The organism is Rhizobium sp. 25PS6 (assembly GCF_032464655.1).
GTDB lineage: Bacteria > Pseudomonadota > Alphaproteobacteria > Rhizobiales > Rhizobiaceae > Rhizobium > Rhizobium laguerreae.
In genome coordinates this window covers 383,001-408,778 of the sequence record NZ_JAWDIV010000001.1, presented here as the reverse complement: position 1 = coordinate 408,778, position 25,778 = coordinate 383,001, and the positions used below count along the sequence as shown (strand labels likewise).

Genomic DNA, 25,778 nt, shown 5'->3' with positions numbered 1-25,778 from the left:
TTCGCAGGCACGGAGAGCGCAAGAGCGGCCACCGTCGCGAGGTGCCCCGCCGGCACATACCCGAAGAGTATGATTCCATCCTATCCGGAGTAGGATTTTATCCTATCACGTGCTATAAACCTGCAACAAATAGGAGTGTAATCGATGCGTTCGACGCAACAAATGAGCATCACGTTGCCCGTGGAAATGGCGAAGCGCGTTAAACAGCGGGTGTCTAACGGTGATTACGCCTCGGAGAGCGAAGTCATACGCGAAGGACTTCGGGCTTTGCAGGAACGCGAGAATGCCGTCGAGCATTGGCTGCAAACAGAAGTTGCGGCCACCTATGATGCCTACAAGGCCGATCCCACTAAGGCCAAGCCCCTCGATGAGGTCTGGAAGCGCCTCGAAGCGCGCATGGAGGAAATCGATCGGGAAGAAGATTGATGAAGCGCTATAGTATCCGCCTCACTGATGAGGCGGAATTGGATTTGGCGGGTATCTACAATTTCGTCCGCAAGACATCCGCATCTTCTATCGTCGCCCGCGATTACGTGGCCCGCATCAAGACCTTTGTAAGTGGATTCGAAGCGCACCCTGAGCGCGGCAGCGTCCGCGATCATGTCCGACCCGGGTTACGCAATGTCGGTTTCGAGCGCCGTGCAAGCGTGGCGTTCGTGGTTGAGCCCACCGAGGTTGTTGTTCTCCGCATCCTCTATGCCGGGCAGCGGTTTGAAAGCGACGAGAGTTAGAGCCGGCCCAGAACGCAATACGCCCGGCACACCCCCACTTCGATCAAGCCGCCGCGACTTTGCCCGAGAGCGCCTGATCCATCGCTGTCTGAAGCTGTTCCTGCGTGAATGGCTTCTTCATCCGCAGCATCCGGCCGAGACCATGGTCTTCGGAAAACTCGGCATAGCCCGAGGCCAGGATGATGGGCAGGCCTGGAAAGGAGGAGCGGAGGTGACGCGCAAGCTCGGCGCCCGTCATGCCCGGCATGGCATGATCGGTGATGACGAGATCGCAACCCTGCCCGTCGGCAAAGAATTCCAAAGCCTGGGAAGCGGACGACGCCTCTTGCGGCAGGTGCCCGAGATCCTCCAGCATCGCCACGGTTCCGGTCCTGACAAGGGCGTCGTCATCGACAACGAGAATAGCAAGCGGCCGCGACGCCGGTTTCAAAGGCTCCGTCGCCGGAGGCTCGACGGGAGGCTGCACCTTGACGAAGGTTTCGGCAACGGGCAGCCACAGGGAAACGGTCGTGCCCTTGCCCCGGACGCTCGATATCTGGATCGAGCCGCCGGATTGCGCCGCCAGGCCATGCACCATCGACAGACCGAGACCGGTGCCCTTGCCGACCCCCTTGGTGGTGAAAAACGGTTCGGCGGCACGCGAGACCGTTGCCTCGTCCATCCCCTCGCCATCGTCCGACACCGATATCCTGATGTAATTTCCGCCCGCGAGCCCGGCCGGGCGGGCGTCTTCGGCTGCCGCCGCGGCAACCGTCACGGCTCCGCCACTTTCGAGCGCATCCCGCGCATTGACGAACAGGTTGAGCAGCGCCAGTTCCAGCTGGTTGCTGTCGACCAGGAGGGGCGCCAGATCCGCCGGTATGCTTTTGCGGATTTCGATGCGCGGCCCTACCGCCTTGGCGAGAAGATCCTCGACGTTTTCGAACAGTCTGAAGAAGTCGACCGCCTGCGGCTTGAGTTCCTGGCGTCGTGCGAAGGCAAGCAGGCGCTGGGTCAGCGCGGTGCCGCGCTCGGCCGCCTGTATCGCATTCGTCACCAGGCGTTCACTGCGTTCATCGGCAGGAAGCCGCTTCTTCAGAAGGTTGAGGCTGCCGAGAACTGCCATCAAGAGGTTATTGAAGTCGTGGGCCACGCCACCCGTCAGATGGCCGATCGTGTCGAGCTTCTGCGCCTCGAACAGCTGCGCAAGCGCCTCTTCGCGCTCCCGCGTCCGTTGATCGATCCGGTGCTCGAGTTCCTCATTGAGCTCACGCAACTGCGCTGCCGAGGCCTCGAGCTCAGCGGTGCGCTGGTGAACGCGGGCCTCCAGCTCGGCGTTCAGGCGTTCGAGTTCCCTCGTCTTCCTGTAAAGATCGGCAAAGACCCGCACCTTGGCTCTCAGCACCTCGGGGACGATCGGGACGGAAACGTAGTCCACCGCGCCCACCGCATAGCCGCGCAGCCGGTCGGGTTCCGCCAGCATGACGGCGGAGACAAAGATGATCGGCGTGTTCTGATAGCGCGGATGCTGCCGGATCATGCTGACGAGTTCGAACCCGTCCTGTTCGGGCATGCAGACATCGACGAGGATCACCGCGATTTCGGTGCGCAACAGATGTTCGAAAGCTTCGCGAGCGGATTGCGCCTTGATGAGGTTTTCCTCGAGCTCTTCGAGAATGACCTCGTAACTCAGGAGCTTTGCCGGCTGGTCGTCGACGAGGAGGATGTTGACGGGGTTCATGGCCAGATCCTCAGCGATGCAGCCACATGCGAAGAGCCGACAGAAGCTGTTCGGTATTGACCGGCTTCGCCAGATAGTCGGACGCGCCCGCTTCCAGGCATTTCTCGCGGTCGCCCTTCATTGCCTTCGCCGTTAGCGCCACGATCGGCAACCGCCGGAACCGGGGCTCCGAACGGATGACCTGCATCGTCTCGTAGCCGTCCATTCCAGGCATCATGATGTCCATCAGCACGATCGCCACAGAGGGTTCGTTGTTGATGACGTCGATGGCTTCACTGCCGGTCGTCGCGGTCAGGACTTTCATTCCCCGGCGTTCGAGAACGCTGCTCAGCGCGAAGATGTTGCGGGCGTCGTCGTCGACGAGCAGCACGGTCTCGCCGACCAGATCCTCGTCCGAGCTGTGCAGTTCTTGCAGCGTCGCCTGCTTTGCGGCCGGTAGGTCGGCGACCACCCGGTGCAGGAACAGGGCCGTCTCATCCAGGAGACGTTCGGGCGACTCCACCCCCTTCACCACGACGCTGCGCGCCATGCTGTGCAGCGCCGCGTCTTCCTCGGCGGAAAGCTCCCGGCCGGTGAACACGACCACCGGCACCTCGCCGATCTCGGCGTCGTCGCGTATCTGCTCCAGCACGTCGAAGCCGGACATGTCGGGAAGGGAAAGGTCGAGCACCACGCAGTCGGTGGAATTCTGCCGAAGGGCGGCGAGAGCATCGGATCCGGAGCCGACGCTGGTGATGTCGATGTCGTCATGTCCGAGAAGGGCGGTGACACTCAGACGCTCGGCTTCGTTGTCTTCCACGAGCAGCAGATGCTTGCGGCGCGGTTGTGCATAGGCCTTCAATCGCGACAGTGCCTTGCCGAGGCCTTCCGGCGTCGTCGGCTTGCTCATGAAGGCGAAGGCGCCGCGGGTCAGCCCGTGCTGACGATCCTCGTCGAGGCTGATGATCTGGACCGGAATATGCCGCGTCTGCGGATTCTGCTTGAGCTGGCTCAGCACCGTCCAGCCGAGCATGTCGGGCAGAAAGATGTCGAGCGAGATCGCCGCCGGCCTGTAGTCCTGCGCGAGTGCGAGCGCATCGCTGCCGCGCATCGCCACCAGAACCTTGAATCCATTGTCGCGGGCAAGATCCACCAGGACGCGGGCGTAATGCGCATCGTCCTCGACGACGAGCAGCACCGAGTCGCCGGCCGCTATCTGATGGCGATCGTCTTCGACATGTTCAGCCGGCTTTTCGGCGCGGCGGTTTGCTGCCGCCTCGGCGAATTCCACGACATTTGCCGGCGGAACGGCTTTCGGCGCAACCGCGCCGGCGCCGACATAGGTGAGCGGCAGGTAGAGAACGAAGGTGCTGCCGACACCAGGGGTGCTGCGCAACTGGATCTCGCCACCGAGCAGGTTTGCCAGTTCGCGGCTGATCGCCAGGCCAAGGCCGGTGCCGCCATATTTGCGGCTTGTCGAGGCATCCGCCTGCTGGAACGCCTCGAAAATGATGCGCTGCTTTTCAGGTGGTATGCCGATGCCGGTATCGACGACTTCGAAGGCGATGACCGAAGGCGCGTGTTTGAGCGAGGGATGGTCGGACGACCAGCCGCTCGTTGCCGATGCGACGCGAAGCGTCACACCGCCCTGTGCGGTGAATTTGAAGGCGTTCGACAGCAGGTTCTTGAGGATCTGCTGCAGGCGCTTCGAATCCGTGATGATGCTCTTGGTGATATCGGCGCCGACCTCGACTGCGAACGACAGGTTGCGATTTTCGGCTTCATGCCGGAACGGCCGGGCCATGACTTCGAGCAGGCTGCTGACGGAGATCTCCTCGGCATCGACCGAGACCGTTCCGGACTCGATCTTCGACAGGTCGAGGATGTCGCTGATCAGGTTCAGCAGATCGGTGCCCGCGCCATGGATGGTCTTTGCAAACTCGACCTGTTTGCCCGAGAGGTTGCCATCCGGGTTTTCCCCCAGCTGCTGGCCGAGAATGAGGATTGAATTCAAAGGCGTGCGCAGCTCGTGCGACATGTTGGCGAGGAATTCGGATTTGTACTTCGACGTCAGCGCCAGCTCGGTTGCCTTTTCTTCCAGCGCGCGCCGGGCCTGCTCGATCTCCTGGTTCTTCGCCTCGACTTCGACGTTGCGCTCCTCCAGCTGCTGCGCCTTCTGCCCGAGCTGCTCGTTGGTCTGCTGCAACTCGCGCTGCTGCGTCTGAAGCTCGGCGGCGAGCTGCTGGGACTGTTTGAGCAGGCCTTCGGTCTGCATGGTCGCTTCGATCGAGTTGAGGACGATGCCAATCGATGTCGTCAACTGGTCGAGGAAGGACAGCTGCAATTCGGTGAATTCGCCTACGGAGGCAAGCTCGATCACCGCCTTCACCTGCCCCTCGAAATGCACCGGCAGCACGATGGCGCTTCTCGGCAGGGTCGTGAACACGCCGGAGCTTATCGGAACGACGTTGTCGGGAAGGTCGGTCACCAGGATGCGGCGGGCGTCGCTGGCGCACTGGCCGACAAGTCCCTGGCCGAATTCGAGCCGGGCCGGGTGCGCCGCCTCGCCGCCTTTCGCGTAGACGGACAGCAGCGACAGGACCGGCTGCCGCTCGTCGGCATCCACCTGGTAGATGACCCCTTGATGGGCGCCAACCAGCGGCGCCAGCTCCGACAGCAGCATCTTGCCGACCAGCGTCAGATCGCGCTGCCCCTGCAGCATGTTGGTGAAGCGCGCAAGGTTGGTCTTCAGCCAGTCCTGCTCGGTGTTGCGCTCGGTGGTGAGCCTGAGGTTGTCGATCATCGTGTTGATGTTGTCCTTGAGCTCGGCCACTTCACCGCGCGCGTCGACCTTGATCGAGCGCGTCAGGTCGCCCTTGGTGACGGCGGTCGCCACCTCGGCGATGGCGCGCACCTGCGTCGTCAGGTTGGCCGCAAGCAGGTTGACGTTGCCAGTCAAATCCTTCCAGGTTCCCGCGGTGCCTGGAACATTCGCCTGACCGCCGAGGCGGCCTTCCACGCCCACCTCACGCGCAACCGTGGTCACCTGGTCGGCAAAGGTCGCGAGCGTGTTGGTCATGTTGTTGATGGTTTCGGCAAGGGCGGCCACCTCACCCTTCGATGCGACGGTGAGATTCTGCTTGAGGTCGCCGTTCGCCACCGCCGTCACCACCTTGACGATGCCGCGGACCTGTTCGGTCAGGTTGGCGGCCATGACGTTGACGGTGTCGGTCAGGTCCTTCCATGTGCCGGCAACACCAGGCACCTGCGCCTGGCCGCCGAGCTTGCCTTCGGTGCCGACTTCGCGGGCGACGCGCGTCACTTCGCCGGCAAAGGCGTTGAGCTGGTCCACCATCGTGTTGATGGTGTTCTTCAGTTCGAGGATTTCCCCCTTCACGTCGACGGTGATCTTGCGCGACAGGTCGCCGCGCGCCACGGCCGTCGTGACTTCGGCGATGTTTCGAACCTGGGTCGTCAGATTGGCGGCGAGCAGGTTGACGTTATCTGTAAGGTCCTTCCAGGTGCCGGCGACACCGGGAACGACGGCCTGGCCGCCGAGCCTGCCATCGGTCCCGACTTCGCGGGCGACACGCGTCACTTCGCCGGCAAAGGAGCGAAGCTGATCGACCATGGTATTCAGCGTATCCTTCAAGAGCAGGATTTCCCCGCGCACGTCGACCGTGATCTTGCGCGACAGGTCACCGTTGGCGATCGCGGTGGCCACCTCGGCGATGTTGCGCACCTGCGCCGTCAGGTTGCCGGCCATGGAGTTGACGCTGTCGGTCAAGTCCTTCCAGGTGCCGGCGACACCAGGCACCTGCGCCTGGCCGCCGAGCTTGCCTTCGGTGCCGACTTCGCGGGCGACGCGCGTCACTTCACCGGCAAAGGCGTTGAGCTGGTCCACCATCGTATTGATGGTGTTCTTCAGTTCGAGGATTTCCCCCTTCACGTCGACGGTGATCTTGCGCGACAGGTCGCCGCGCGCCACGGCCGTGGTGACTTCGGCGATGTTTCTGACCTGACCGGTGAGGTTGGAGGCCATGGAGTTGACGTTTTCAGTGAGGTCCTTCCAGGTGCCTGCAACACCCGGCACCTGCGCCTGGCCGCCGAGCTTGCCCTCGGTGCCGACTTCGCGCGCAACGCGCGTGACTTCGGAAGCGAAGCGGTTCAGCTGATCGACCATGGTGTTCAGCGTTTCCTTGAGCTCGAGGATTTCGCCCGAGACCGACACCGTGATCTTCTTCGACAGGTCGCCATTGGCGATCGCGGTCGAGACTTCGGCGATGTTGCGCACCTGCGCCGTCAGGTTGCCCGCCATGGAATTGACGCTGTCGGTCAAGTCCTTCCAGGTGCCGGCGACGCCGAGCACGTTCGCCTGGCCGCCGAGCCGCCCTTCGGTGCCGACCTCGCGCGCCACACGCGTCACCTCGCCGGCAAAGCCGTTGAGCTGGTCGACCATCGTGTTGATGGTCTCCTTCAGTTCGAGGATTTCGCCCGATACCGTCACCGTGATCTTTTTGGAAAGGTCTCCCTGGGCGACGGCGGTCGCGACTTCTGCGATGTTGCGCACCTGCCCGGTCAGGTTGGAGGCCATGGAATTGACGCTGTCGGTCAGGTCCTTCCAGGTGCCGGCGACGCCGCGCACATTAGCTTGGCCGCCGAGCCGGCCCTCCGTTCCGACTTCGCGGGCAACACGGGTCACTTCCGAAGCAAAGGCATTCAACTGGTCCACCATCGTGTTGATGGTTTCTTTCAGTTCGAGGATTTCGCCCTTCACGTCGACGGTGATCTTCTTCGACAGGTCGCCATTGGCAATGGCGGTCGAGACGTCCGCGATATTGCGGACCTGCGCCGTCAGGTTGCCGGCCATCGAATTGACGTTTTCGGTCAGATCCTTCCAGGTGCCGGCGACGCCGCGCACATTGGCCTGGCCGCCGAGCCGTCCTTCGGTGCCCACTTCGCGGGCCACGCGCGTCACTTCTGAAGCGAAGGCGTTCAGCTGATCGACCATCGTGTTGATCGTCTCCTTCAGCTCGAGGATTTCACCCGACACTGTCACCGTGATCTTCTTCGACAGGTCGCCATTGGCGATCGCAGTCGAGACCTCGGCAATGTTGCGCACCTGCGCGGTCAGGTTCGAGGCCATGGAATTGACGTTATCAGTGAGGTCCTTCCAGGTGCCGGCGACGCCTGGCACCTGCGCCTGGCCACCGAGCCGACCTTCGGTGCCGACTTCACGCGCCACGCGCGTCACCTCGCCGGCAAAGCCGTTCAGCTGGTCGACCATCGTGTTGATGGTCTCCTTCAGCTCGAGGATTTCGCCCGAGACGTCGACGGTGATCTTGCGCGACAGGTCGCCGCGCGCCACGGCCGTGGTCACCTGGGCAATGTTGCGGACCTGCGCCGTCAGGTTGCCGCACATGGCGTTGACGCTGTCGGTCAGGTCCTTCCAGGTGCCGGCAACGCCAGGCACCAGCGCCTGTCCGCCGAGTTTGCCTTCGGTGCCGACCTCGCGGGCAACACGCGTCACTTCCGAGGCGAAGGACCTCAGCTGGTCGACCATGGTGTTGATCGCCTCCTTGAGCTGCAGGATTTCGCCGCGTACATCGACGGTGATCTTCTTGGAAAGGTCGCCGTTCGCAACGGCAATCGTGACGTCGGCGATGTTGCGCACCTGCGCCGTCAGGTTCGATGCCATCGAGTTCACGCTTTCGGTGAGGTCCTTCCAGACGCCCGTCACTTCCGGAACCTGCGCCTGTCCGCCGAGTTTTCCGTCCGTGCCAACCTCGCGGGCGACGCGTGTCACTTCCGATGTGAAGACGCTCAGCTGCTTGATCATCGTATTGACGATATCGGCCGAGCGCAGGAACTCGCCTTTGAGCGGCCGCCCGTCGACATCCAGCGGCACGGTCTGCAAGAGATCTCCCTTGGCGACCGCTGTGATTGTGCGCGTGACGGCGGTCGTCGGCCATAGGAGATCGTCGATCAGACCGTTGATCGATCCTTCCATTTCGGACCAGGAGCCGTCCGACAGGCCGAAGCGTACGCGTGTGCTCGTTCGCCCGTCCCGGCCGACCACCTGCCCGACATGCTCGAGCTGCTGGGCCATGCGCTGATTGGCGGCGATGATGTCGTTGAGGGCATCGGCGACCTTGCCGGTGAGACCCGTCAGGTCGGACCGCATTCGCACGGAAAAGTCGCCGCGCCTGACCGCGACGAGGACTTCCAGAAGCGCGCTGGCGTCGTCGAACGCCATCGTTTTTGGGTCGTGCCCATTGAGGCTGTCTACCGCAACGCTGTCGCGCGCGAATTCGCTGGTTTGGTTGCTCACGAAAATCCCCCTCTTCGACGATCGGTAATTTAGCGCTCAACTCAGAAAATGGTATGGGCCGTCCGGCGTCCATCCTAACATGATTCACCGCCCAAAATGAGCCTGATAGTTGCAGATATCGGAAATGCTCGCCGGAAACCGTCTCGGCGGACTTTGCGGTTTTTCTTGCGCGGGAACACTTTGCTGCCGGCTGTCGTTTCCGTCCTGACAATGGAGAGCGACATGTCGAACGTCTCAAGGACAGGCAAGGAAGAGATCAACAACGCGACCAGCTCGACCACTTTCGGAACGTCGGTCGAGAGCCAGGCGCAAATCGAGGACGCGGCCGCGCAAGCGTCGCCCGACACTGACGGCGAGATGCTCAACATCTATCGGCTGGAGCCCATCGCCGAACCCGACGATCCAAGATGGGACAATGCTCCTAACCACGGCGTCATCGTCGTTGCGGCCAGGACGCCCGGCGATGCCAGGATCGTTGCCGCGGCGCGCGAACTCGATTTCATGGAAGTCGACGCGGCGCCCGCCGAGGACGTGACGACAGCCAATGCCAGCGCCTTCCGCGACGATAAGCTTTACACCGTGATCGAAATCGATCGGAACAGACGCGATATAAAGCGCGGTATCCTCGACGGTACGGTCTCGGTCGACACGATCCGACCGGTCGAACCGGACTAGAAATCCTTTCTTCACCTGGGGAGTTCTCATGAATACCGCCAATCTGCAGCTCAAGGGCCTGATCATGGCGATGGCCTCGATATGTGAGGCGATCGTCGATAAGCAACTGCTTACGCGCGGGGAGATCGACGCTGCGCTCTCGAAGGCTCAAAAGGCGATCGAGGAGGATGACGACCACGAGCTGTCAGGCGCCAATCTGGCGGCGATCCTGTTTCCGATCCGCGTGCTGCAGCTTGCCGGCGAATCCAATCGGAAGGGCGAAGAGGCAACGTTTTCAGACTATGCCAAACGTGTGGGGAAGCTCAGCTGAGCATGTTCGAAGGCTTTTCTCTCGATACCGTTGACGCCGGGCCGGGATCGCTTCGCGTCCGTCACGGCGGAACGGGACCGGCCGTTTTGCTTCTCCACGGCCATCCCAGGACACATATGACTTGGGGCAAGGTGGGCGATCTGCTGTCGCCCCACTTCACGATCGTCTGCCCCGACCTTCCCGGTTTCGGCCGCTCCTACCAGCCGCTCGATGCTCCCGACAGCCGCAGCTCTTCGAAGCGCGCAAAAGCGGAAGCCCTCGTTGAACTGATGCTGAGGCTGGGGCACGAGAACTTCGCGGTGGCCGGCCACGACCGCGGAAGCTTGACTGCCTTCCGCATGGCGATGGATCATCCCGACCGTGTGCAGAGACTCATAATCGCCGACGGCATTCCCGTGATCGAACATCTCGAACGCGCCGACTGGAAATTTGCGAGAGACTGGTACCACTGGTTCTTCTTCGCTCAACCGCAAAAGCCGGAACGGGCGATCTCGGCCGATCCTTTGGCATGGTACGACAAACTCTCGCCGGCGCTGATGGGAAAGCAGGCCTATGACGATCTTGTCGACATCATCCACGATCCAGCCGTGATCCACGGGATGATCGAGGATTACCGCGCCGGCCTCCGCATCGACCATCTGCACGACAGCGAGGACCGCGACGCCGGTCGGAAAGTAACCTGCCCCATGCTATGCCTCTGGTCACTACGGGACGACATGGAACAGATCTATGGCGATCCCGTCGCCATCTGGCGGAACTGGGCGGATGACGTGCACGGCTTCGGCATAGACAGCGGCCATCACGTGGCAGAGGAGAATCCTGAAGCGCTCTCGCAGGCGATCCGGGAGTTTTTCGAACGCCGATAGAGCCGGAGATCGAGACGCGCTTCGGTAGTGCGCCATCCGGCGAGAATGTTCAGCGCTGTCGGTTTTTGCTATAAGTTGATCCATTCGGTCTTGTTTCTCGGCGGCTCCTGTGGCTATACCCCGGCCGTACACACTCACGCACCGGGATCTCTACGTGACCAGCCTCAAATCGCTTCTGGCCGCCTGCGGCCTCTCCGCCATGATCGGCCTTGCCGCAAATCCGTCTCTGGCCGGTTCGACGACCTACCCGCTGATCCTGGAAAACTGCGGCGCGCAGGTGACTTTCCGGAAGGCGCCCGAACGGGCGATCGGCCTCGGCCAAAACAGCGCTGAAATCCTGCTGCTGCTCGGCCTCGAGGACAAGATGGCCGGCACGGCCTTCTGGCCGAGCAAGGTCCTGCCGCAGCTTGCAGAAGCCAATGCCAAGGTCAAGCTTCTGACCGTCGAGATGCCGACCTTCGAATCGATCCTCGCCGAAAATCCCGATTTCGTGGCGGTGGCTCTGCCGAGCCTGGTCGGGCCGAACAGCAAGGTCGCCAAGCGCGAGGATTTCGACAAGGTGGGCGTCGCGACCTATCTCTCGCCCAGCACCTGCCTCAGCACCAAGGACGTCAAGGACCAGTACGGCAGCCGCGCCGAGCTGTGGAACATGGATCTTCTCTACAAGGAGATCGACGAACTCTCGCAGATCTTCGACGTCGCCGATCGCGGTCAGGCGCTGATCGCCGACTTCAAGGCGCGCGAAGCCAAGCTTCGCGGGAGCGTTTCGAAGGACGGCAAGAACCTTTCCTACGTCTTCTGGTTCTCCAGCCCCAGCCCGTCGGCCGACGCCTATCTCGGCGGCAAGAACAGCGCGTCCGGCTTCATCGCCGACCTGCTCGGCGGACACAACGCGATATCAGCGGAAGCGGAATGGCCGACGCTCGGCTGGGAAGGCATCATCGCCTCCAGTCCCGACGTCATCGTCGTCGCCAGTCTCGACCGCAACCGTTGGGAGCTCGATAAGCCGGAGGCCAAGATCAATTTCCTGAACACCGATCCGGCCGTCAGCCAGATCGCTGCCGTCAAGAACAAGGCGATCGTGATCATGGACGGCCAGGCCATGAACCCGACCGTCCGCACGGTCTACGGCGCTGAGCAGGTGGCCGGCCAGCTGAAGGCTCTCGGTCTGTTGAAGTGACGGAAGCGGGCCGTATCTTCCGGCAGCTGGGAGCCATCCTCGCACTGCTCCTCGCCTCTTTCTGCCTCATCGCTATCGCCATCGGCGTCAGCGTCGGGATCGGCGACCTGCCGATCCCGCTTGCAACCACGTTTTCGGCCGTCACCAACCGGCTGGGATGGACCGCGGTCGAACTGAACCGCATCCATGAGACCGTCATCTGGGATTATCGGCTCAGCCGGGCGCTCGTGGCCGCCTTCTGCGGCGCGGGTCTGGCGCTGTCGGGCGCCATCATGCAGTCGCTGCTGCGCAACCCGCTTGCCGAACCCTATGTGCTCGGCATCTCCGCCGGCGCCTCTACCGGCGCCGTCGCGATTGTCATCCTGGGGATCGGCTCGGGCGCGGTGTCGCTCTCGGCCGGCGCATTTGCCGGCGCTTTCGCAGCCTTCTTCTTCGTGGCGCTGCTCTCGAACGGCACGCGCGGCGGCGCGGATCGCACCATCCTTGCCGGCGTCGCCGCATCGCAGCTCTTCAACGCCTCGACCTCCTACATCGTCACCACCTCGGCCAATGCGCAGCAGGCCCGCGACGTCATGTTCTGGCTGCTCGGCAGTTTCGGCGGCGTGCGCTGGCCGGAATTCGCGCTGGTCTCGGTCGTCGTCGGGTTCGGCCTCGCCGCCTGTCTGTTCTACGCCCGCGTGCTCGACGCCTTCGCTTTCGGCGACGAAGCGGCATCCTCGCTCGGCGTCAATGTCGGGCGCGCCCGCATGGCACTTTTCGCGCTGACCGCGATGATGACGGCGACGATCGTCAGCATGGTGGGCTCGATCGGCTTCGTCGGCCTCGTCGTGCCGCATGTCGCCCGCTTCATCGTCGGGCCGCTCCACATTCGTCTCCTGCCGGCCTGCGCCATCGCGGGGGCGATCTTCATGGTGTTCGCCGACATCGCCGCACGTGCCCTCATTCCCGGCCAGATCCTGCCGATCGGCGTCGTCACGGCCTTGGTCGGCGTTCCCTTCTTCTCGATTATCCTCTACCGGTTCCAGCGCGCGTCATGAGCATCAAGGCCGACAACCTCACCTGGAAAATTGGCAGGAAAACGATCCTGGAGGGTGTCTCCCTGGAGGCGCCACCCGGCAGGATGCTCGGCCTGCTCGGGCCGAACGGCTCGGGCAAAACCTCGTTGCTGCGGCTTCTCGCCGGCCTAAAACGGCCGCATTCCGGCCGCGTCACGCTCGACCGCAGCGACATCGGCACGATCAGCCGCCGCTCGATCGCCCGGCGGATCGCCTTCGTCGAGCAGCACGCCACGACGAATGCCAATCTGCGGGTCGTCGATGTCGTCAAGCTCGGCCGTTTCCCGCACCGGTCTATGTTTTCAGGCTGGACGAGGGCCGACGAAGAGGCGGTTGAAGAGGCGCTGACGCGCGCCGGCATGGCGGAGAAGCGCGACGATCGCTGGCTGAACCTGTCGGGCGGCGAAAAGCAGCGGACGCATATCGCAAGGGCGCTTGCCCAGTCGCCGCAGGAGCTGATCCTCGACGAGCCGACAAATCATCTCGATATCCAGCATCAGATCGGGCTGATGCGGCTCGTCTCCGGCCTGCCGATCACCAGCATCGTGGCCCTGCACGATCTCAACCATGCCGCCATGTTCTGCGATGAGCTGATCATCCTGCAGCATGGCAGGATCGTCGCCTCCGGCGCGCCGCAGGACGTGTTGAGCGAGGAGCTTCTAAAGGATGTCTTTTCCGTCGAAGCCCGCATCGAAGCCTCACCCTATCACTCGCGCCCGCATATCCATTATCTCAGGTGAGAGCGGCTCTCACGTCACGATCTGCAGCGGCAAAGCGGTCGTCTTTTTCAGTGTCTTGAGGACGATGCTTGACTTCACCGATGCCAGATTGTCAGTGACCCGGATCATTCTTTCCAGAAATTGGCTGAGATGTTCGAGGTCGCGCGTCATGACCTTCATCAGAAAGTCGGCGTCACCGGTCTGCGAATAGCACTCCAGGATTTCCGGCGCGGTCTCGATGAAACGATGAAGCTGCTCGTTTCCGCCTTCCGTATGCGCTCTCAAGCTGACGAGCGTATGGGCAACGACGGTGAAACCCAGTTTCACGGGATTGAGGATGGCGACGACACTCTGGATATATTGCTCGTTGCGCAGCCTTTCCAAACGGCGTGCGCACTGGGTCGCGGAGAGATTGACCTTCAGAGAGAGTTCGTTCTGCGTCAGCTCGCTGTTTTGCTGGAGAGCGGCGAGCAATTTGATATCGAATGGGTCAAGCATGGCCACCCTCCTCGGACGGTGAATTTCTGCACATCATAGCCATATCGCGCTGATTGTCTGCATAGATGCGTCGTTACAGGGAGATAATCGCAGAAATTCGTCGCGAAAGTTCCGCTAGTCTGCGAGCCAGAATTACGGAAACGAGGTGGACTTGTGTTTGACGAACTGAACAGTCGGCCAGCCGACAGCCTGCTTGCTCTCATCAAGGCCTTCCAGGCCGACGATCGCCCTGGGAAAATCGACCTGGGGGTTGGGGTTTATCGTGACTCCATGGGACGCACGCCGGTGATGCGTGCCGTAAAGGCAGCGGAGCAGTTTCTCCTGGAGACCCAGGACAGCAAGAAATATCTTGGCCCGGAAGGTGACCTGCAATTCGTGCGCCTCCTGCAGCCCATCATCTTCGGAAAATCGCCGACGTTTGCTCAACGCCTTGTCGGCATTCAGACACCCGGTGGAAGCGGCGCCCTGCGTCTCGGTGCTGAGCTCATCCAAGCGGCAAATCCATCGGCCAAGCTTCTGCTCGGGACGCCAAGCTGGCCAAATCATGCGCCGATCTTCAGCTCGGCGCGCTTGCCGGTAAAGGAGTACGCTTTCGTTGACCTGATGTCGCAGCAGGTGAAATTCGAAAGCGTGGTCGCCTGCTTGTCTTCCGCTCGGGAAGGCGACGTCGTGCTGCTTCACGGTTGCTGCCACAACCCGACCGGCATCGATTTCACCATGGAACAGTGGCGGCAGATTACCGAGATTCTCGTTGCGCATCGGCTGGTGCCGTTCATCGATCTCGCCTATCAGGGCCTCGGCGACGGCCTCGAACAGGACGCCGCGCCGACGCGCATGATCCTCGAGGCGGTTGATGAGGCGCTGATCGCCTATTCCTGCGACAAGAATTTCGGTCTTTATCGCGAGCGTGTCGGCGCGCTCTATGTCATGACCCGCAATGAGGATGCCCTCAGGAAGGCCGAAAGTAACATTGCGGCACTTGCTCGAGTCAACTGGTCCATGCCGCCCGATCATGGAGCCGCGGTCGTCAGGTCCATTCTCGAAAGCGAAGAGATGTCGGCCATGTGGCGCGCTGAGCTCGAAGAGATGTGCCTGCGCGTCAACGGCAATCGTGCAGCGCTGGCCGCCGCGGCTCTCGATCTGACCTTCATCCGCCGGCAACGCGGCCTGTTTTCCAATCTTTCCATGTCCAAAGAAACGGCTGCGGCCCTCCGGGCCAGGCACGGCATCTACATGGCGGATTCCGGGCGTATGAATCTCGCGGGCATGCAACCGGCAGACGCCGACGCCATCGTCGCGGCGCTCCGGGCCGAAGGCTGCCTGAAATGAGCAGGAAAGAAACGACCGGTCAGGCGATGACCCGTTCACTCGTCGCCCATGGGATCGACACCGTATTCGGCATCCCCGGCGCCCACATGTATGATTTTAACGATGCCCTCTACGGTGCCGGTGACAGAATTCGGTTCATTCACACCAGACACGAACAGGGCGCCGGTTACATGGCCTATGGCTATGCCAAATCCACCGGCCAGATCGGCGCCTATACCGTCGTTCCAGGCCCAGGCGTCCTCAATTCCGGCGCGGCGCTCTGCACCGCTTACGGCGCCAATGCCCCGGTGCTGTGCATCACCGGCAACATCATGTCCCACCTGATCGGTCAAGGCAGAGGACAGTTGCACGAACTGCCGGATCAGCTCGCTACGATGCGCGGGATTACGAAAACGGCGGAGCGGATCAATCACCAGTCCGAAACCGGTCCTGTCACGGCCGAGGTCGTCGCCAAAATGCTCTCCGGCCGCCAGGGTCCAGGAGCGGTCGAAGCGCCATGGGACGTGTTCGGGCAATTCGGCCCAGAAACCGATCTGCCGGTTGGCACGAGAGCACCTCATCCGGCCGTCAACCCTGATCAGGTCGCTGCCGCGGCGGCACTGATATCAGGTGCCAGCAACCCGATGATCATGGTTGGTGGCGGCGCGGTGGATGCTGGAGCGGAAATCGCTGCTCTTGCGGAATTGCTGCAGTCGCCGGTCACGTCCCATCGCTCCGGCAAGGGCATCGTCGCCGACGACCACCCCAACTACCTGAATTTCGTCGCCGCCTACGAATATTGGAAGAATACTGATGTTCTGATCGGGATCGGCAGCCGGCTGGAATTGCAGTTCATGCGATGGAAGTGGCTTCCCAAGGATCTCAAGGTGATCCGCATCGATATCGATCCAACCGAGATGGTCCGTCTCAAGCCCGATGTCGGCATCGTCTCGGATGCCAAGGAGGGAACGCAGGCTCTGCTCGATGCGCTGGCAGGTTCCAGCCGCAAGGATCGCACGCGCGAATTTGCCGAGCTCAACGAAAAGGCAAGGTCTCGCTTCTCGGCAGTGCAGCCGCAACTGGTCTATCTCGATGCCATTCGCGAAGCCCTGCCAAGGGACGGCTTCTTCGTCGAGGAAATCTGCCAGATGGGTTTTACCGCCCGATTTGCATTCCCGGTCTATGCCCCTCGTCAGTACGTCACATGCGGCTATCAGGACAATCTGGGTTTCGGCTTCAACACGGCCTTGGGCGTGAAAGTCGCCAATCCCGACAAGGCCGTTATCTCTGTTTCCGGCGATGGCGGCTTCATGTTCGGGGTTCAGGAACTCGCTACCGCCGTCCAGCATAAGATCAATGTCATCGCCATCGTCTTCAACAATTCGGCCTATGGCAACGTACTGCGTGACCAGAAGCAGGCGTATAAAGGCCGCTATCTTGGCTCGGAGCTGACCAATCCAGATTTTGTCGCGCTTGGCGAGAGCTTCGGCATTCGAGCATTCAAGGTGACGAGCCCCGGCGAATTGAAACACGCGATCGAGAAAGCCCTATCTCTCGACGAACCTGTTCTCATCGAGGTTCCCATCGAGAAGGGATCCGAGGCGAGCCCTTGGCCTTTCATTCATCCGGCTCCGCACACCGAATGAAACCCGATCAAAATGACGGTCCCTTGAGAAAGATCGTCGCCAGCGGCGGCAGCGTCAGCGACAGGGAGACGGGCCTGCCGTGTGCGGGAATGGGCTCGCTCGACACGGCGCCATTGACAAGGCCCGAGCCGCCATATTCCCGCGCATCCGTGGTAATCCGCTCGATCCACACCCCGTCCTGCGGCACGCCGATCCTGTAGCCGTAACGCGGCACCGGCGTGAAGTTCGACATGACCAGCACCGACGAAGCGCGATCGGGCGCATAACGGAGCATTCCGAGGACGGAATTGACGGCGTCGTCGGCTGCCGCCCATTCGAAACCCTCGGGATGAAAGTCGCCGAACTGCAATGCCGGCTCGTCCGCGTAAAGGCCGTTCAGATCCTTCACCAGCCGCTGAATTCCTGCATGCTGAGGCCGGTCCAGCACATCCCAGGTCACCGACCCGTCATGGTACCACTCGCCAGGCTGAGCGACTTCGCTCCCCATGAACAAGAGCTTCTTGCCGGGATGGCCCCACATGAAGGCGAGATAGCTGCGCAGATTGGCGAATTTCTGCCATTCGTCGCCCGGCATCTTCGTCAGCAGCGAGCCCTTTCCGTAGACGACCTCGTCATGCGAAATCGGCAGAATGAAGCGTTCGGAATAGGCATAGATCATGCCGAAGGTCATCGTGCCATGGGCGTAACTCCGGTAAATCGGATCCTTCTCGATGTAGCTCAGGCTGTCATGCATCCAGCCCATGTTCCATTTGATGTCGAAGCCCAGCCCCCCTTGCTCCGGCGGCTTCGTCACCCCGGGCCAGGCCGTCGATTCCTCGGCGATCGTCATCGCGTGTGGGCAGCGCTCGTGAATGATGCTGTTCAGGTGCTTGAAGAATTCGACGGCTTCCAGATTCTCGCGACCGCCATATTGGTTGGGAATCCATTCGCCTTCATTGCGGCTGTAGTCGCGGTAGAGCATCGAGGCAACGGCGTCGACCCGCAAACCGTCGATATGGTAGCGCTCCAGCCATTCCAGCGCACTGGCGATCAGGAATCCTTTCACCTCGTTGCGGCCGAGATTGTAGATCAGCGTGTTCCAGTCGCGGTGAAAGCCTTCGCGCGGATCTTCGTGTTCGTAGAGCGCGCTGCCGTCGAAGCGGGCAAGCCCCCAGACGTCGGTGGGAAAATGCGCCGGAACCCAGTCGAGGATGACGCCGATCCCGGCGCCATGACACCGGTCGATGAAATAGGCGAAATCCTCAGGCGTCCCATATCGGCCGGTCGGAGCGAAAAGGCCGAGCGGCTGATAGCCCCAGGAGCCGCCGAACGGATGCTCCATGATCGGCAGCAGCTCGATATGGGTAAAGCCCATGTCGCTGACATAGGGAACCAGCCGCTGGCTGAGTTCGACCCAGTCGAGCGACCTGTTGCCGTCCTTTTGATCGCGAAGCCAGGAGCCGACGTGCACCTCATAGACCGAGAACGCACCTTCCAGCCTGTCTTGCCGGGACCGGCCCTTCATCCAGCCGTCATCAGTCCATCTGAACGGAGTCGACGATGCGACGATGGAGGCGGTGGACGGAGCGGCCTCGCTCGCCCTTGCCACCGGATCGGCCTTTTGCGGCAGGCAGGTCCCCTCAGCATCGACGATCTCAAACTTGTATCTTTCGCCGGGTGCCAGCCGCGGAATAAACAGCTCCCAGACGCCCGCCGACTGTCTCAGCCGCATCGGATTTCGCCGCCCATCCCAGGCGTTGAAGTCGCCGACAACCGAGACGCGGCGCGCATTCGGGGCCCACACGGCGAAACGGACGCCCGATACACCGTCGATCGACATCGCCGCCGCGCCGAGCGTCCGGCTGAGACTATAGTGGGTGCCCTCCGATATCAGATGGAGGTCGAGCTCTCCGAGCAGCAGGCCGAAACTGTAGGGATCCTCGGTGATCTGCACTGCATCCGGCCATGTGATCCGCAGCCGGTATCCTGTCCTCGAGGCGGCGGCCGCTGCAAACAGGCCGGACGGGTGGGCGATACTGAACGGCGCCACCACCCGACCGCTCGCCGCCTCGATGAGATCGACCGCTTCCGCGCCAGGCAGATATACCCGCACGATCGTCATGCCGCCGCTTTCGTGGGGGCCGAGGATCGAAAAGGGATCGCCATGGCGCCCCTCGATCAAGGCCCATAGCGCATCCTGTCCGATGCCCGCCAGGAGTTCCGAGCGCTCAACATTCATGCCTTGACCCCCGCCAGACGCGATACGATCTCGGCAAAGCCGGATAGCGGGATCGGAAGCCATTTCGGCCTGTTGCGGGCTTCATAGGCGATCTCGTAGGCGGCCTTTTCGAGAAGAAAGGCATCGAGGACCCTCCGTCTTTGATTGGCTGGCATGTCAAGCTCCTTCGATACGGCGACCGCCTGCGAATAGGCATCGAGAAAGGCCTCCTCAGCATGGCGCCCGAAGCGGGCGATCGCCTCGCGCCGGACTTCGTTCTCATGTTCGATGACCGCGTCGTTATCGAGCTGAGCGGTGGCCACGAGATAGCTCAGCGATCTCAAAAGCCCGGCGACATCACGCAGCGGGTTTGTCTTGGCCCGGCGCTCGGTCAGGTTTTTCGCGGGCTCGCCCTCGAAGTCGATGATGACGGCATCGCCTTCGCTGACGAGGATCTGGCCAAGATGAAAATCGCCATGCGTGCGCGTCATCAGCGTATGGCGGGCGCTCCCCGCCAGCGTCGCGGCGAGCTCGATGAGTTCGGAGCGGCGCTCGAGAAGCGGTGCCGCAAGCAGGTCGATGGCGGGATCGGCATTCTCCGCGCGTTCGTCGAGCTTCGATAGAGCATAGGCGACCTCGCCGGCAACGGCCTTCTTTATCGCTTCGACCTCACTGTCGCCTGATACCACCGGGCTGAAGGCCTCGTCCCCGGTATCCCCGGCGAGCACGACATGCAGCTCGCCGAGCCTGAGGCCGACCATCGCGACGAAGCTGATCAACGGCCGAAAGACGTCATCGCCCGGTTGGACCGCCGGGTCGTTCAGCACGAGTTCGTCTGCCCCACGGCGCAGATTGTTCAACATCCAGTTCCAGGCGTCGCCCTGGTTGCGGATCGCGCCCTGGACGATGATCAAGGTCGAACGGCGTCCGCCGGAATCGGTATGCGCGACCTCGCCGAGCAACGGGGCAGTGTGTTCATAGCCGGCGCGGGTGAGATAGCGCGTCATCTCGACCTCCGGATGAATTCCCGGAAAGATGTGCCTGATCAGTTTGATCATCGCGACGTCGCCGACAATCAGCGAGCTGTTGGACTGCTCGGCCGAAAGCCAATGGACCGCGAGATCGTCGGTAACGGCGAGGCGGTCGAGCCGCTCCGTGCCGAGAAATTCGAGAGTGCCGGTACGGCCGGTGATGCGCGAGCGGTCGGCAAGCCCGCGCAGGATGCCGCGTGCCATCGCCTCCAAGGCAAATCCGTCCGTCAGGAAGCCGACGCGCCGGCCCTGGCGAACCCGTGCGAGCGCCAGTTGCTGGGTCAGCGCGGATGGCTGCGCATCGTCCCAGGCGACTGCCAGCGGCAGCTGGTAGGATTCGCTGTGGTTCGGCAGTACGGCTTCCAATTCGCCGAGAACGATACCGTCGGCAAAGGGGATGGGCGTTGCGGAGATCAGGCGTGCTGCCTGAAGCGCCTGATCCTTTGCCCCGAACCACCGCCGCTTCGCGAGGTAGGCCGGCAGGATTTCGGTGCTGAGGACGCGCGCATGCGCGGGTTCATCGACAAGATCGAGCAGGCCGCGGCGGATGACCATGGTCACCAGATCGGGAAGCTGTTCGGGGGGTGCCGTGCGCCATGCCGGCGGATCGGCATCGGCCGCCAGCTGGAACCAGAAGAAGCCGTAAGGCGGCAATGTCAGCAGATAGGTCAGCTGGCCGATCGGTGGGAAGGGCGACATGCCGGTCAATTCGATCGGCACGCGGCCCTCGAAACTCGACAGGTCGAGTTCGACGGCCTGGGGCAGCCGCGAGAGGTTTGCGACGCACATTAAGGTTTCGCCGTCATATTCCCGCAGATAGGCGAGGATCTTGCGATTCTCCGGCGAGAGGAACCGCAGCGAACCGCGCCCGAAGGCCGGATGCCTGCCGCGCAGCGCCAGCATCTTGCGTGTCCAGTTGAGCAGCGAATGCGCATCCGTGCTCTGCGCCTCGACGTTGACGGCCTCGAAACCATAAAGCGGGTCGGCAATCGGCGGCAGGACGAGACGCGCCGGATCCGTCCGGGAGAAACCGCCATTGCGGTCCGGAGACCATTGCATCGGCGTCCTCACCCCATCGCGGTCACCGAGATAAATATTGTCGCCCATGCCGATCTCGTCGCCGTAATAAATCACCGGCGTTCCGGGCATCGAGAGAAGAAGCGCGTTCATCAGCTCGATCCGCCGGCGATCGCGCTCCATCAGCGGCGCCAAGCGCCGCCTTATGCCGAGATTGATGCGAGCACGTTTGTCGGACGCGTAGGTCTCCCAGAGATAGTCCCGCTCGGCGTCGGTCACCATTTCGAGCGTCAGCTCGTCGTGATTGCGAAGGAAGATCGCCCATTGGCAGTTGTCGGGAATTTCAGGCGTCTGGCGCAGGATATCGGTGATGGGAAACCGGTCCTCCTTGGCGATGGCCATATACATGCGCGGCATCAGCGGGAAGTGGAAGGCCATGTGGCATTCGTCACCTTCTCCGAAATATTCGCGCGTATCCTCCGGCCATTGATTGGCCTCGGCAAGCAGCATCACGCCGGGGTGGGTGGCATCGAGCGCGGCGCGTATGCGTTTGAGGATTGCGTGGGTTTCCGGCAGATTTTCGTTGATCGTCCCCTCGCGCTCGACGAGGTAGGGGATCGCGTCGAGACGAAAACCGTCAATGCCGGTTTCCAGCCAGAAGCGCATCACCCTCAGCAATTCCTCCATGACGAGGGGGCTATCGAAATTGAGGTCGGGCTGATGGGAATAGAAACGGTGCCAGTAATAGGCGCCGGCGACCGCGTCCCATGTCCAGTTGGATTTTTCCGTATCGATGAAAATGATCCGCGTTTCCGGAAATTTCTGATCGGTATCGGACCAGACGTAGAAGTCGCGCTCTGGCGATCCCGCCGGCGCCTGGCGCGCGCGCTGGAACCAGGGATGCTGATCGGAGGTGTGATTGATGACAAGTTCGATGATGACGCGGATATTGCGCTGGTGGGCGGCGTCGACGAAAGCCCGGAAGTCCTCCACCGTTCCGTAATCGGAGCTGACACTGCCATAGTCGGCGATGTCGTAGCCGTCGTCTCGGCGCGGAGAGGGAAAGAAAGGCAAAAGCCAGATGGCATTGACGCCAAGGGCTGCGATGTGATCGAGCTTCTGGTGCAGGCCGGCAAAGTCGCCAACCCCGTCGCCATTGGCGTCGTAGAACGACTTGATGTGCAGCTGGTAGATAATCGCATCCTTGTACCAGAGCGGCTGCGGCACGCTATCTGCATTCATCGTGTCCATTCATGCCTCCCTTGAGCGAATACGCCAGATCGCATAGGGCAGGACCTCAGGATTGAGACTGATGCTCTGCCATTTGCCGGTCCACTTGAAACGATGCCCAGCGACCAAGTCTTCGGCGTCGAGCGCTCCACCGTCTCCGAGCGACCACTTCCAGAGCGGCAGCTCGACGTCGCTCTGCTGGAAATTGTGGGGGTCGAGACTGATGGCGATCAACAAAACATTGTCGCGGGCGCGGCTCGCCTTCTCGAAGAACAAAATGTTGTCATTCGAGGCGTTTAGCAGCGTCAGCCCGAGATGCGAATGCAGGGCAAGATTTTCGTTCCGGATGCGGTTGAGCATCCTGATCTCAGCGATGATATTGCCCGGGCGGTCGTAGTCCCAGGCGCGGATTTCGTATTTCTCGCTGTCGGCATATTCCTTGCGCTTGGCATCGGGACGCCCCTCGCAAAGTTCGAAACCGTTATAAACGCCCCATAATCCCGACAGGGTGGCGGCAAGTGCTGCGCGGATCAGGAAGGCCGGGCGCGGCGCGTTCTGCAGGAAATCCGGATTGATATCATGCGTGTTGACGAAGAAATGCGGGCGGAAGAATTCCTTCGGCGCCGTCTCCGTCAGCTCCCGCATATATTGCTCGAGCTCCCACTTGGCATTGCGCCAGGTGAAATAGGTGTAGGACTGCGAGAAGCCGATCTTTGCCAGCCGGTACATGACCTTCGGCTTGGTGAAGGCCTCCGACAGGAAGACGACATCGGGATGACGGCCCCTGATATCGCCGATCAGCCATTCCCAGAACGGAAAGGGCTTGGTGTGCGGATTGTCGACGCGAAACAGCTTGACGCCCTGGTCCACCCAAAGCTGGACGATATCCCTGAGCTCCACCCATAGTGAAGGCAGCGCATCTTTTGTATAAAAATCGACGTTGACAATGTCCTCGTATTTCTTCGGCGGGTTTTCCGCATATTTGATCGTACCGTCGGGACGCCAGTCGAACCAGCCGGGATGCTCCTTCAGCCAGGGGTGATCCGGCGACGCCTGGATCGCGAGGTCGAGAGCAATCTCCAGGCCATGCCGGCCTGCCGCCTCGACCAGCCGGCGGAAATCCTCGAACTCGCCGAGCTCGGGATGGATGGCATCGTGGCCGCCGTCCTCGGAGCCGATGGCATAAGGGCTTCCGGGGTCGCCCGGCCCGGCTTTCAGGCTGTTGTTGCGGCCTTTCCGGTTGGTCGAGCCGATCGGATGAATCGGCGGGAAATAGAGTACGTCGAAGCCCATGTCACGGATGGCGGGCAATCTCGGGATGACGTCGTCGAAGGTGCCGTGCCGGTCCGGATCGCCGCTCTGCGAGCGCGGAAAGATTTGGTACCAGCTGGCAAAGGCAGCCGCCTTGCGTTCGGCATCGACGGCGCTTGCCGTCGAGCGCAGCCGAAATGGCCGCTTGTCCGCCTTGTTCATCAATTCCGATGTTCGGGCATCGAGCAGGATCGCCGTGCGCTCGGCATCCGAGGCGCTTTCGAGACTGCTGACGAGGGCCTTCAATTCGGCGCCGAGCGCGGCACCTGCATGCGTCTCAGCCGAGCGAACCAGGTTCAACCCCTCCTGGAGTTCGAGCTTCAGGTCCAGCCTGGCATCGTTCTTCTTCGTCAGTTCGTAGCGAAAGATCGCAAACGGGTTCTTCCATGCCTCGACGGCAAATTCATAGCGTCCGGTGCGTTCCAGCAGGAATTCGGCACGCCAGCGGTCGTTTTCGACCAGTTGCATCTCTGTCTCGTTCCAGTCCGCCGCATCGAGCGGCCGCCAGAGCAGGACCGCGGCGATCGGGTCGTGGCCATCGGCGAATATATCCGCCTCGACGGTGAGGATGTCGCCGACCACCCGTTTGACGGGAAAGCGCCCGTCATCGACCCGCGGCATGATGTTTTCGATGGCGAGCCGCGGCGATGCCGTCGCCTGCTCGACGTCGAGGATCAGCTGGGATGTGATCGGCGCCGGCGCCTTGCCTTCGATCACCAGGGTTTCCCCTGCCCGCAACCGCAGAGCCGTACCATCGGCTGCGGCGGGAAGAAAACCGGAGGCCGCTTCACGCAGTGCGGTCACTGGAGCGGGCGCACTTTTCCGCAGGTCCCTGTTGAGCAGGATGAACCGCACATTCTCGGCGCTGCGAAGATCTTCCGCCGCCGATTGCAGCAGCGCTGAGACCGGTCCGTTGGCATTGCGGATGAGCCGAAGCGATGATGCAAACACATGGGGAGCCTTGCCGATCTCCGTGTTCGCAAGGCGAATTTCGGAGGAGATATCGAAAGCGAGATCATGGCGCAGCCCCCGCAAGCCCGTTCCATTCCCATGGATCGGATCGAGCGGTGTGGCGGCGCCATATTCGAAGCCTATCGGAACCATCAGGCCGCCGCCCAGCGAGGCGGCAAGGCGCAGCGCCCTTGTGGCCCGCCGTTCGAGGATTTCGCGACTCTCGGTTCCGTGCGCGATCCGCCTGGCGAATGGCGGCTCGGGAAAAGCGATCTGCCAGCCAAGCTGCTTCTGGACGCGGTGTTCTTCGATGAACCATCTCTCGTCAAAATCCCACCAGGCCATCGATGAAAAACATCCATCGAAGCCTGTATTCTTGACCGCCTCCCTCACCCCGAAATCAGTGCCGGGCGTCCAGGCGAGGAATTGCGCGTCCGCCTTCTCGCGCACCGCGGAAATCAGCGATTTGAAAGCCACCGGCGCAATGCGATCGATCCCGAGCACCCGATAGCCAGAGAGGCCTAGACCGGCCAATTGTTGAAGCCGTTCGGTCCATTCTTCCAACAGCCGGGATTGAGACTCCGCCTCCATCGCAGTCATCGGTTCCACCGGATCCAATGGTGAGCGTCTCGGATCGACGGGGCGAAAGCCCGCCTCGGAATTCCGGGCCTTGCCGTCGAGCATCAGGTCCATCATCAAGGCGATGCCGCTCTTGCGGGCGGCCTCCGCCAAGCGTCCCACCCCATCCTCGATTGCGCTTCCGAGCGACAGTTGAGGATCAAGGCGATTCAGATCCTGGGAGGCAAAGATGCTGCGCTCCCCGCCCCTATCGAATAGAGGTGCCGTCAGCACACGGTCGAAACCGGTATCCGCCGCGTGGTCAAATACCTCGCGCCACGCGTCGATACCCTGAAGAAGGAGTGGATTGACATAATAGATCCGGGGTGGGGCGCTCAACACACCCTGGTTTGGAGAGAATGACATCGGCCGCCGCTCGAGTTTGGTTTGAAGGCAAACTTCTGT

General features: G+C 61.9%; 16 protein-coding genes. 10 read left to right on the top strand and 6 right to left on the bottom strand.

Annotation, left to right across the window (positions count from 1 at the left end; all coding sequences use genetic code 11):
* The first annotated feature begins 144 nt into the window (after positions 1–144).
* Complete coding sequence (locus tag RWK44_RS01790; RefSeq protein ID WP_131641277.1) at positions 145–426, top strand: type II toxin-antitoxin system ParD family antitoxin; 282 nt, start codon at positions 145–147, stop codon at positions 424–426.
* The gene (locus RWK44_RS01785; RefSeq protein ID WP_168280922.1) at positions 426–731 is read left to right on the top strand and encodes a type II toxin-antitoxin system RelE/ParE family toxin; all 306 of its coding nucleotides are present in this window, start codon (positions 426–428) and stop codon (positions 729–731) included. Before RWK44_RS01790 ends, RWK44_RS01785 begins: the two co-directional genes overlap by 1 nt.
* A 43-nt stretch (positions 732–774) precedes the next feature.
* Here RWK44_RS01785 and RWK44_RS01780 read toward each other — a convergent pair whose 3' ends face one another.
* Entirely contained in the window at positions 775–2,451 is a 1,677-nt protein-coding gene (locus RWK44_RS01780; protein WP_131662721.1) for a response regulator, read from the bottom strand.
* A 10-nt stretch (positions 2,452–2,461) separates the two neighbouring features.
* Positions 2,462–8,761: a HAMP domain-containing protein gene (locus RWK44_RS01775; RefSeq protein WP_221946426.1), complete on the bottom strand. Its 6,300-nt coding sequence runs from the start codon at positions 8,759–8,761 to the stop codon at positions 2,462–2,464.
* A gap of 210 nt (positions 8,762–8,971) precedes the next feature.
* Here RWK44_RS01775 and RWK44_RS01770 point away from each other — a divergent pair, with 210 nt between their 5' ends.
* From RWK44_RS01770 to RWK44_RS01745, 6 genes are all read left to right on the top strand, one after another.
* Complete coding sequence (locus RWK44_RS01770; RefSeq protein WP_168255821.1) at positions 8,972–9,436, top strand: hypothetical protein; 465 nt, start codon at positions 8,972–8,974, stop codon at positions 9,434–9,436.
* A gap of 28 nt (positions 9,437–9,464) precedes the next feature.
* A complete protein-coding gene (locus RWK44_RS01765; protein ID WP_025397196.1) occupies positions 9,465–9,746 on the top strand; it encodes a hypothetical protein in 282 nt (93 codons plus the stop codon).
* A 2-nt stretch (positions 9,747–9,748) separates the two neighbouring features.
* Positions 9,749–10,612: an alpha/beta fold hydrolase gene (locus RWK44_RS01760; RefSeq protein WP_222060761.1), complete on the top strand. Its 864-nt coding sequence runs from the start codon at positions 9,749–9,751 to the stop codon at positions 10,610–10,612.
* A gap of 154 nt (positions 10,613–10,766) precedes the next feature.
* A complete protein-coding gene (locus RWK44_RS01755; RefSeq protein ID WP_221996658.1) occupies positions 10,767–11,792 on the top strand; it encodes an ABC transporter substrate-binding protein in 1,026 nt (341 codons plus the stop codon).
* Positions 11,789–12,829 (top strand): FecCD family ABC transporter permease, encoded by a 1,041-nt coding sequence (locus tag RWK44_RS01750; protein ID WP_025397193.1) that lies wholly within the window; start codon positions 11,789–11,791, stop codon positions 12,827–12,829. Before RWK44_RS01755 ends, RWK44_RS01750 begins: the two co-directional genes overlap by 4 nt.
* Positions 12,826–13,587 (top strand): ABC transporter ATP-binding protein, encoded by a 762-nt coding sequence (locus RWK44_RS01745; protein WP_131641280.1) that lies wholly within the window; start codon positions 12,826–12,828, stop codon positions 13,585–13,587. Before RWK44_RS01750 ends, RWK44_RS01745 begins: the two co-directional genes overlap by 4 nt.
* Positions 13,588–13,596: 9 nt before the next feature.
* On the opposite strand, the gene RWK44_RS01740 is transcribed toward RWK44_RS01745, so the two are convergent.
* Positions 13,597–14,064: an Lrp/AsnC family transcriptional regulator gene (locus RWK44_RS01740; protein WP_025397191.1), complete on the bottom strand. Its 468-nt coding sequence runs from the start codon at positions 14,062–14,064 to the stop codon at positions 13,597–13,599.
* Between the two features lie 153 nt (positions 14,065–14,217).
* Here RWK44_RS01740 and RWK44_RS01735 point away from each other — a divergent pair, with 153 nt between their 5' ends.
* Positions 14,218–15,393: an amino acid aminotransferase gene (locus RWK44_RS01735; protein WP_131662716.1), complete on the top strand. Its 1,176-nt coding sequence runs from the start codon at positions 14,218–14,220 to the stop codon at positions 15,391–15,393.
* Positions 15,390–17,018, top strand: a complete 1,629-nt coding sequence (locus RWK44_RS01730; protein WP_222060762.1) for a thiamine pyrophosphate-dependent enzyme — start codon at positions 15,390–15,392, stop codon at positions 17,016–17,018. Before RWK44_RS01735 ends, RWK44_RS01730 begins: the two co-directional genes overlap by 4 nt.
* A 7-nt stretch (positions 17,019–17,025) precedes the next feature.
* Here RWK44_RS01730 and glgB read toward each other — a convergent pair whose 3' ends face one another.
* Genes glgB through RWK44_RS01715 form a run of 3 tightly spaced genes read right to left on the bottom strand, consistent with a single transcriptional unit; the run spans position 17,026 to position 25,739 of the window.
* Positions 17,026–19,236: a 1,4-alpha-glucan branching protein GlgB gene (gene glgB / locus RWK44_RS01725; RefSeq protein ID WP_316028280.1), complete on the bottom strand. Its 2,211-nt coding sequence runs from the start codon at positions 19,234–19,236 to the stop codon at positions 17,026–17,028.
* The gene (gene treS / locus RWK44_RS01720; protein ID WP_222060764.1) at positions 19,233–22,514 is read right to left on the bottom strand and encodes a maltose alpha-D-glucosyltransferase; all 3,282 of its coding nucleotides are present in this window, start codon (positions 22,512–22,514) and stop codon (positions 19,233–19,235) included. The genes glgB and treS overlap by 4 nt, the downstream gene beginning before the upstream one ends.
* A complete protein-coding gene (locus RWK44_RS01715) occupies positions 22,515–25,739 on the bottom strand; it encodes an alpha-1,4-glucan--maltose-1-phosphate maltosyltransferase (RefSeq protein WP_222060765.1) in 3,225 nt (1,074 codons plus the stop codon).
* Positions 25,740–25,778 lie beyond the last annotated feature (39 nt).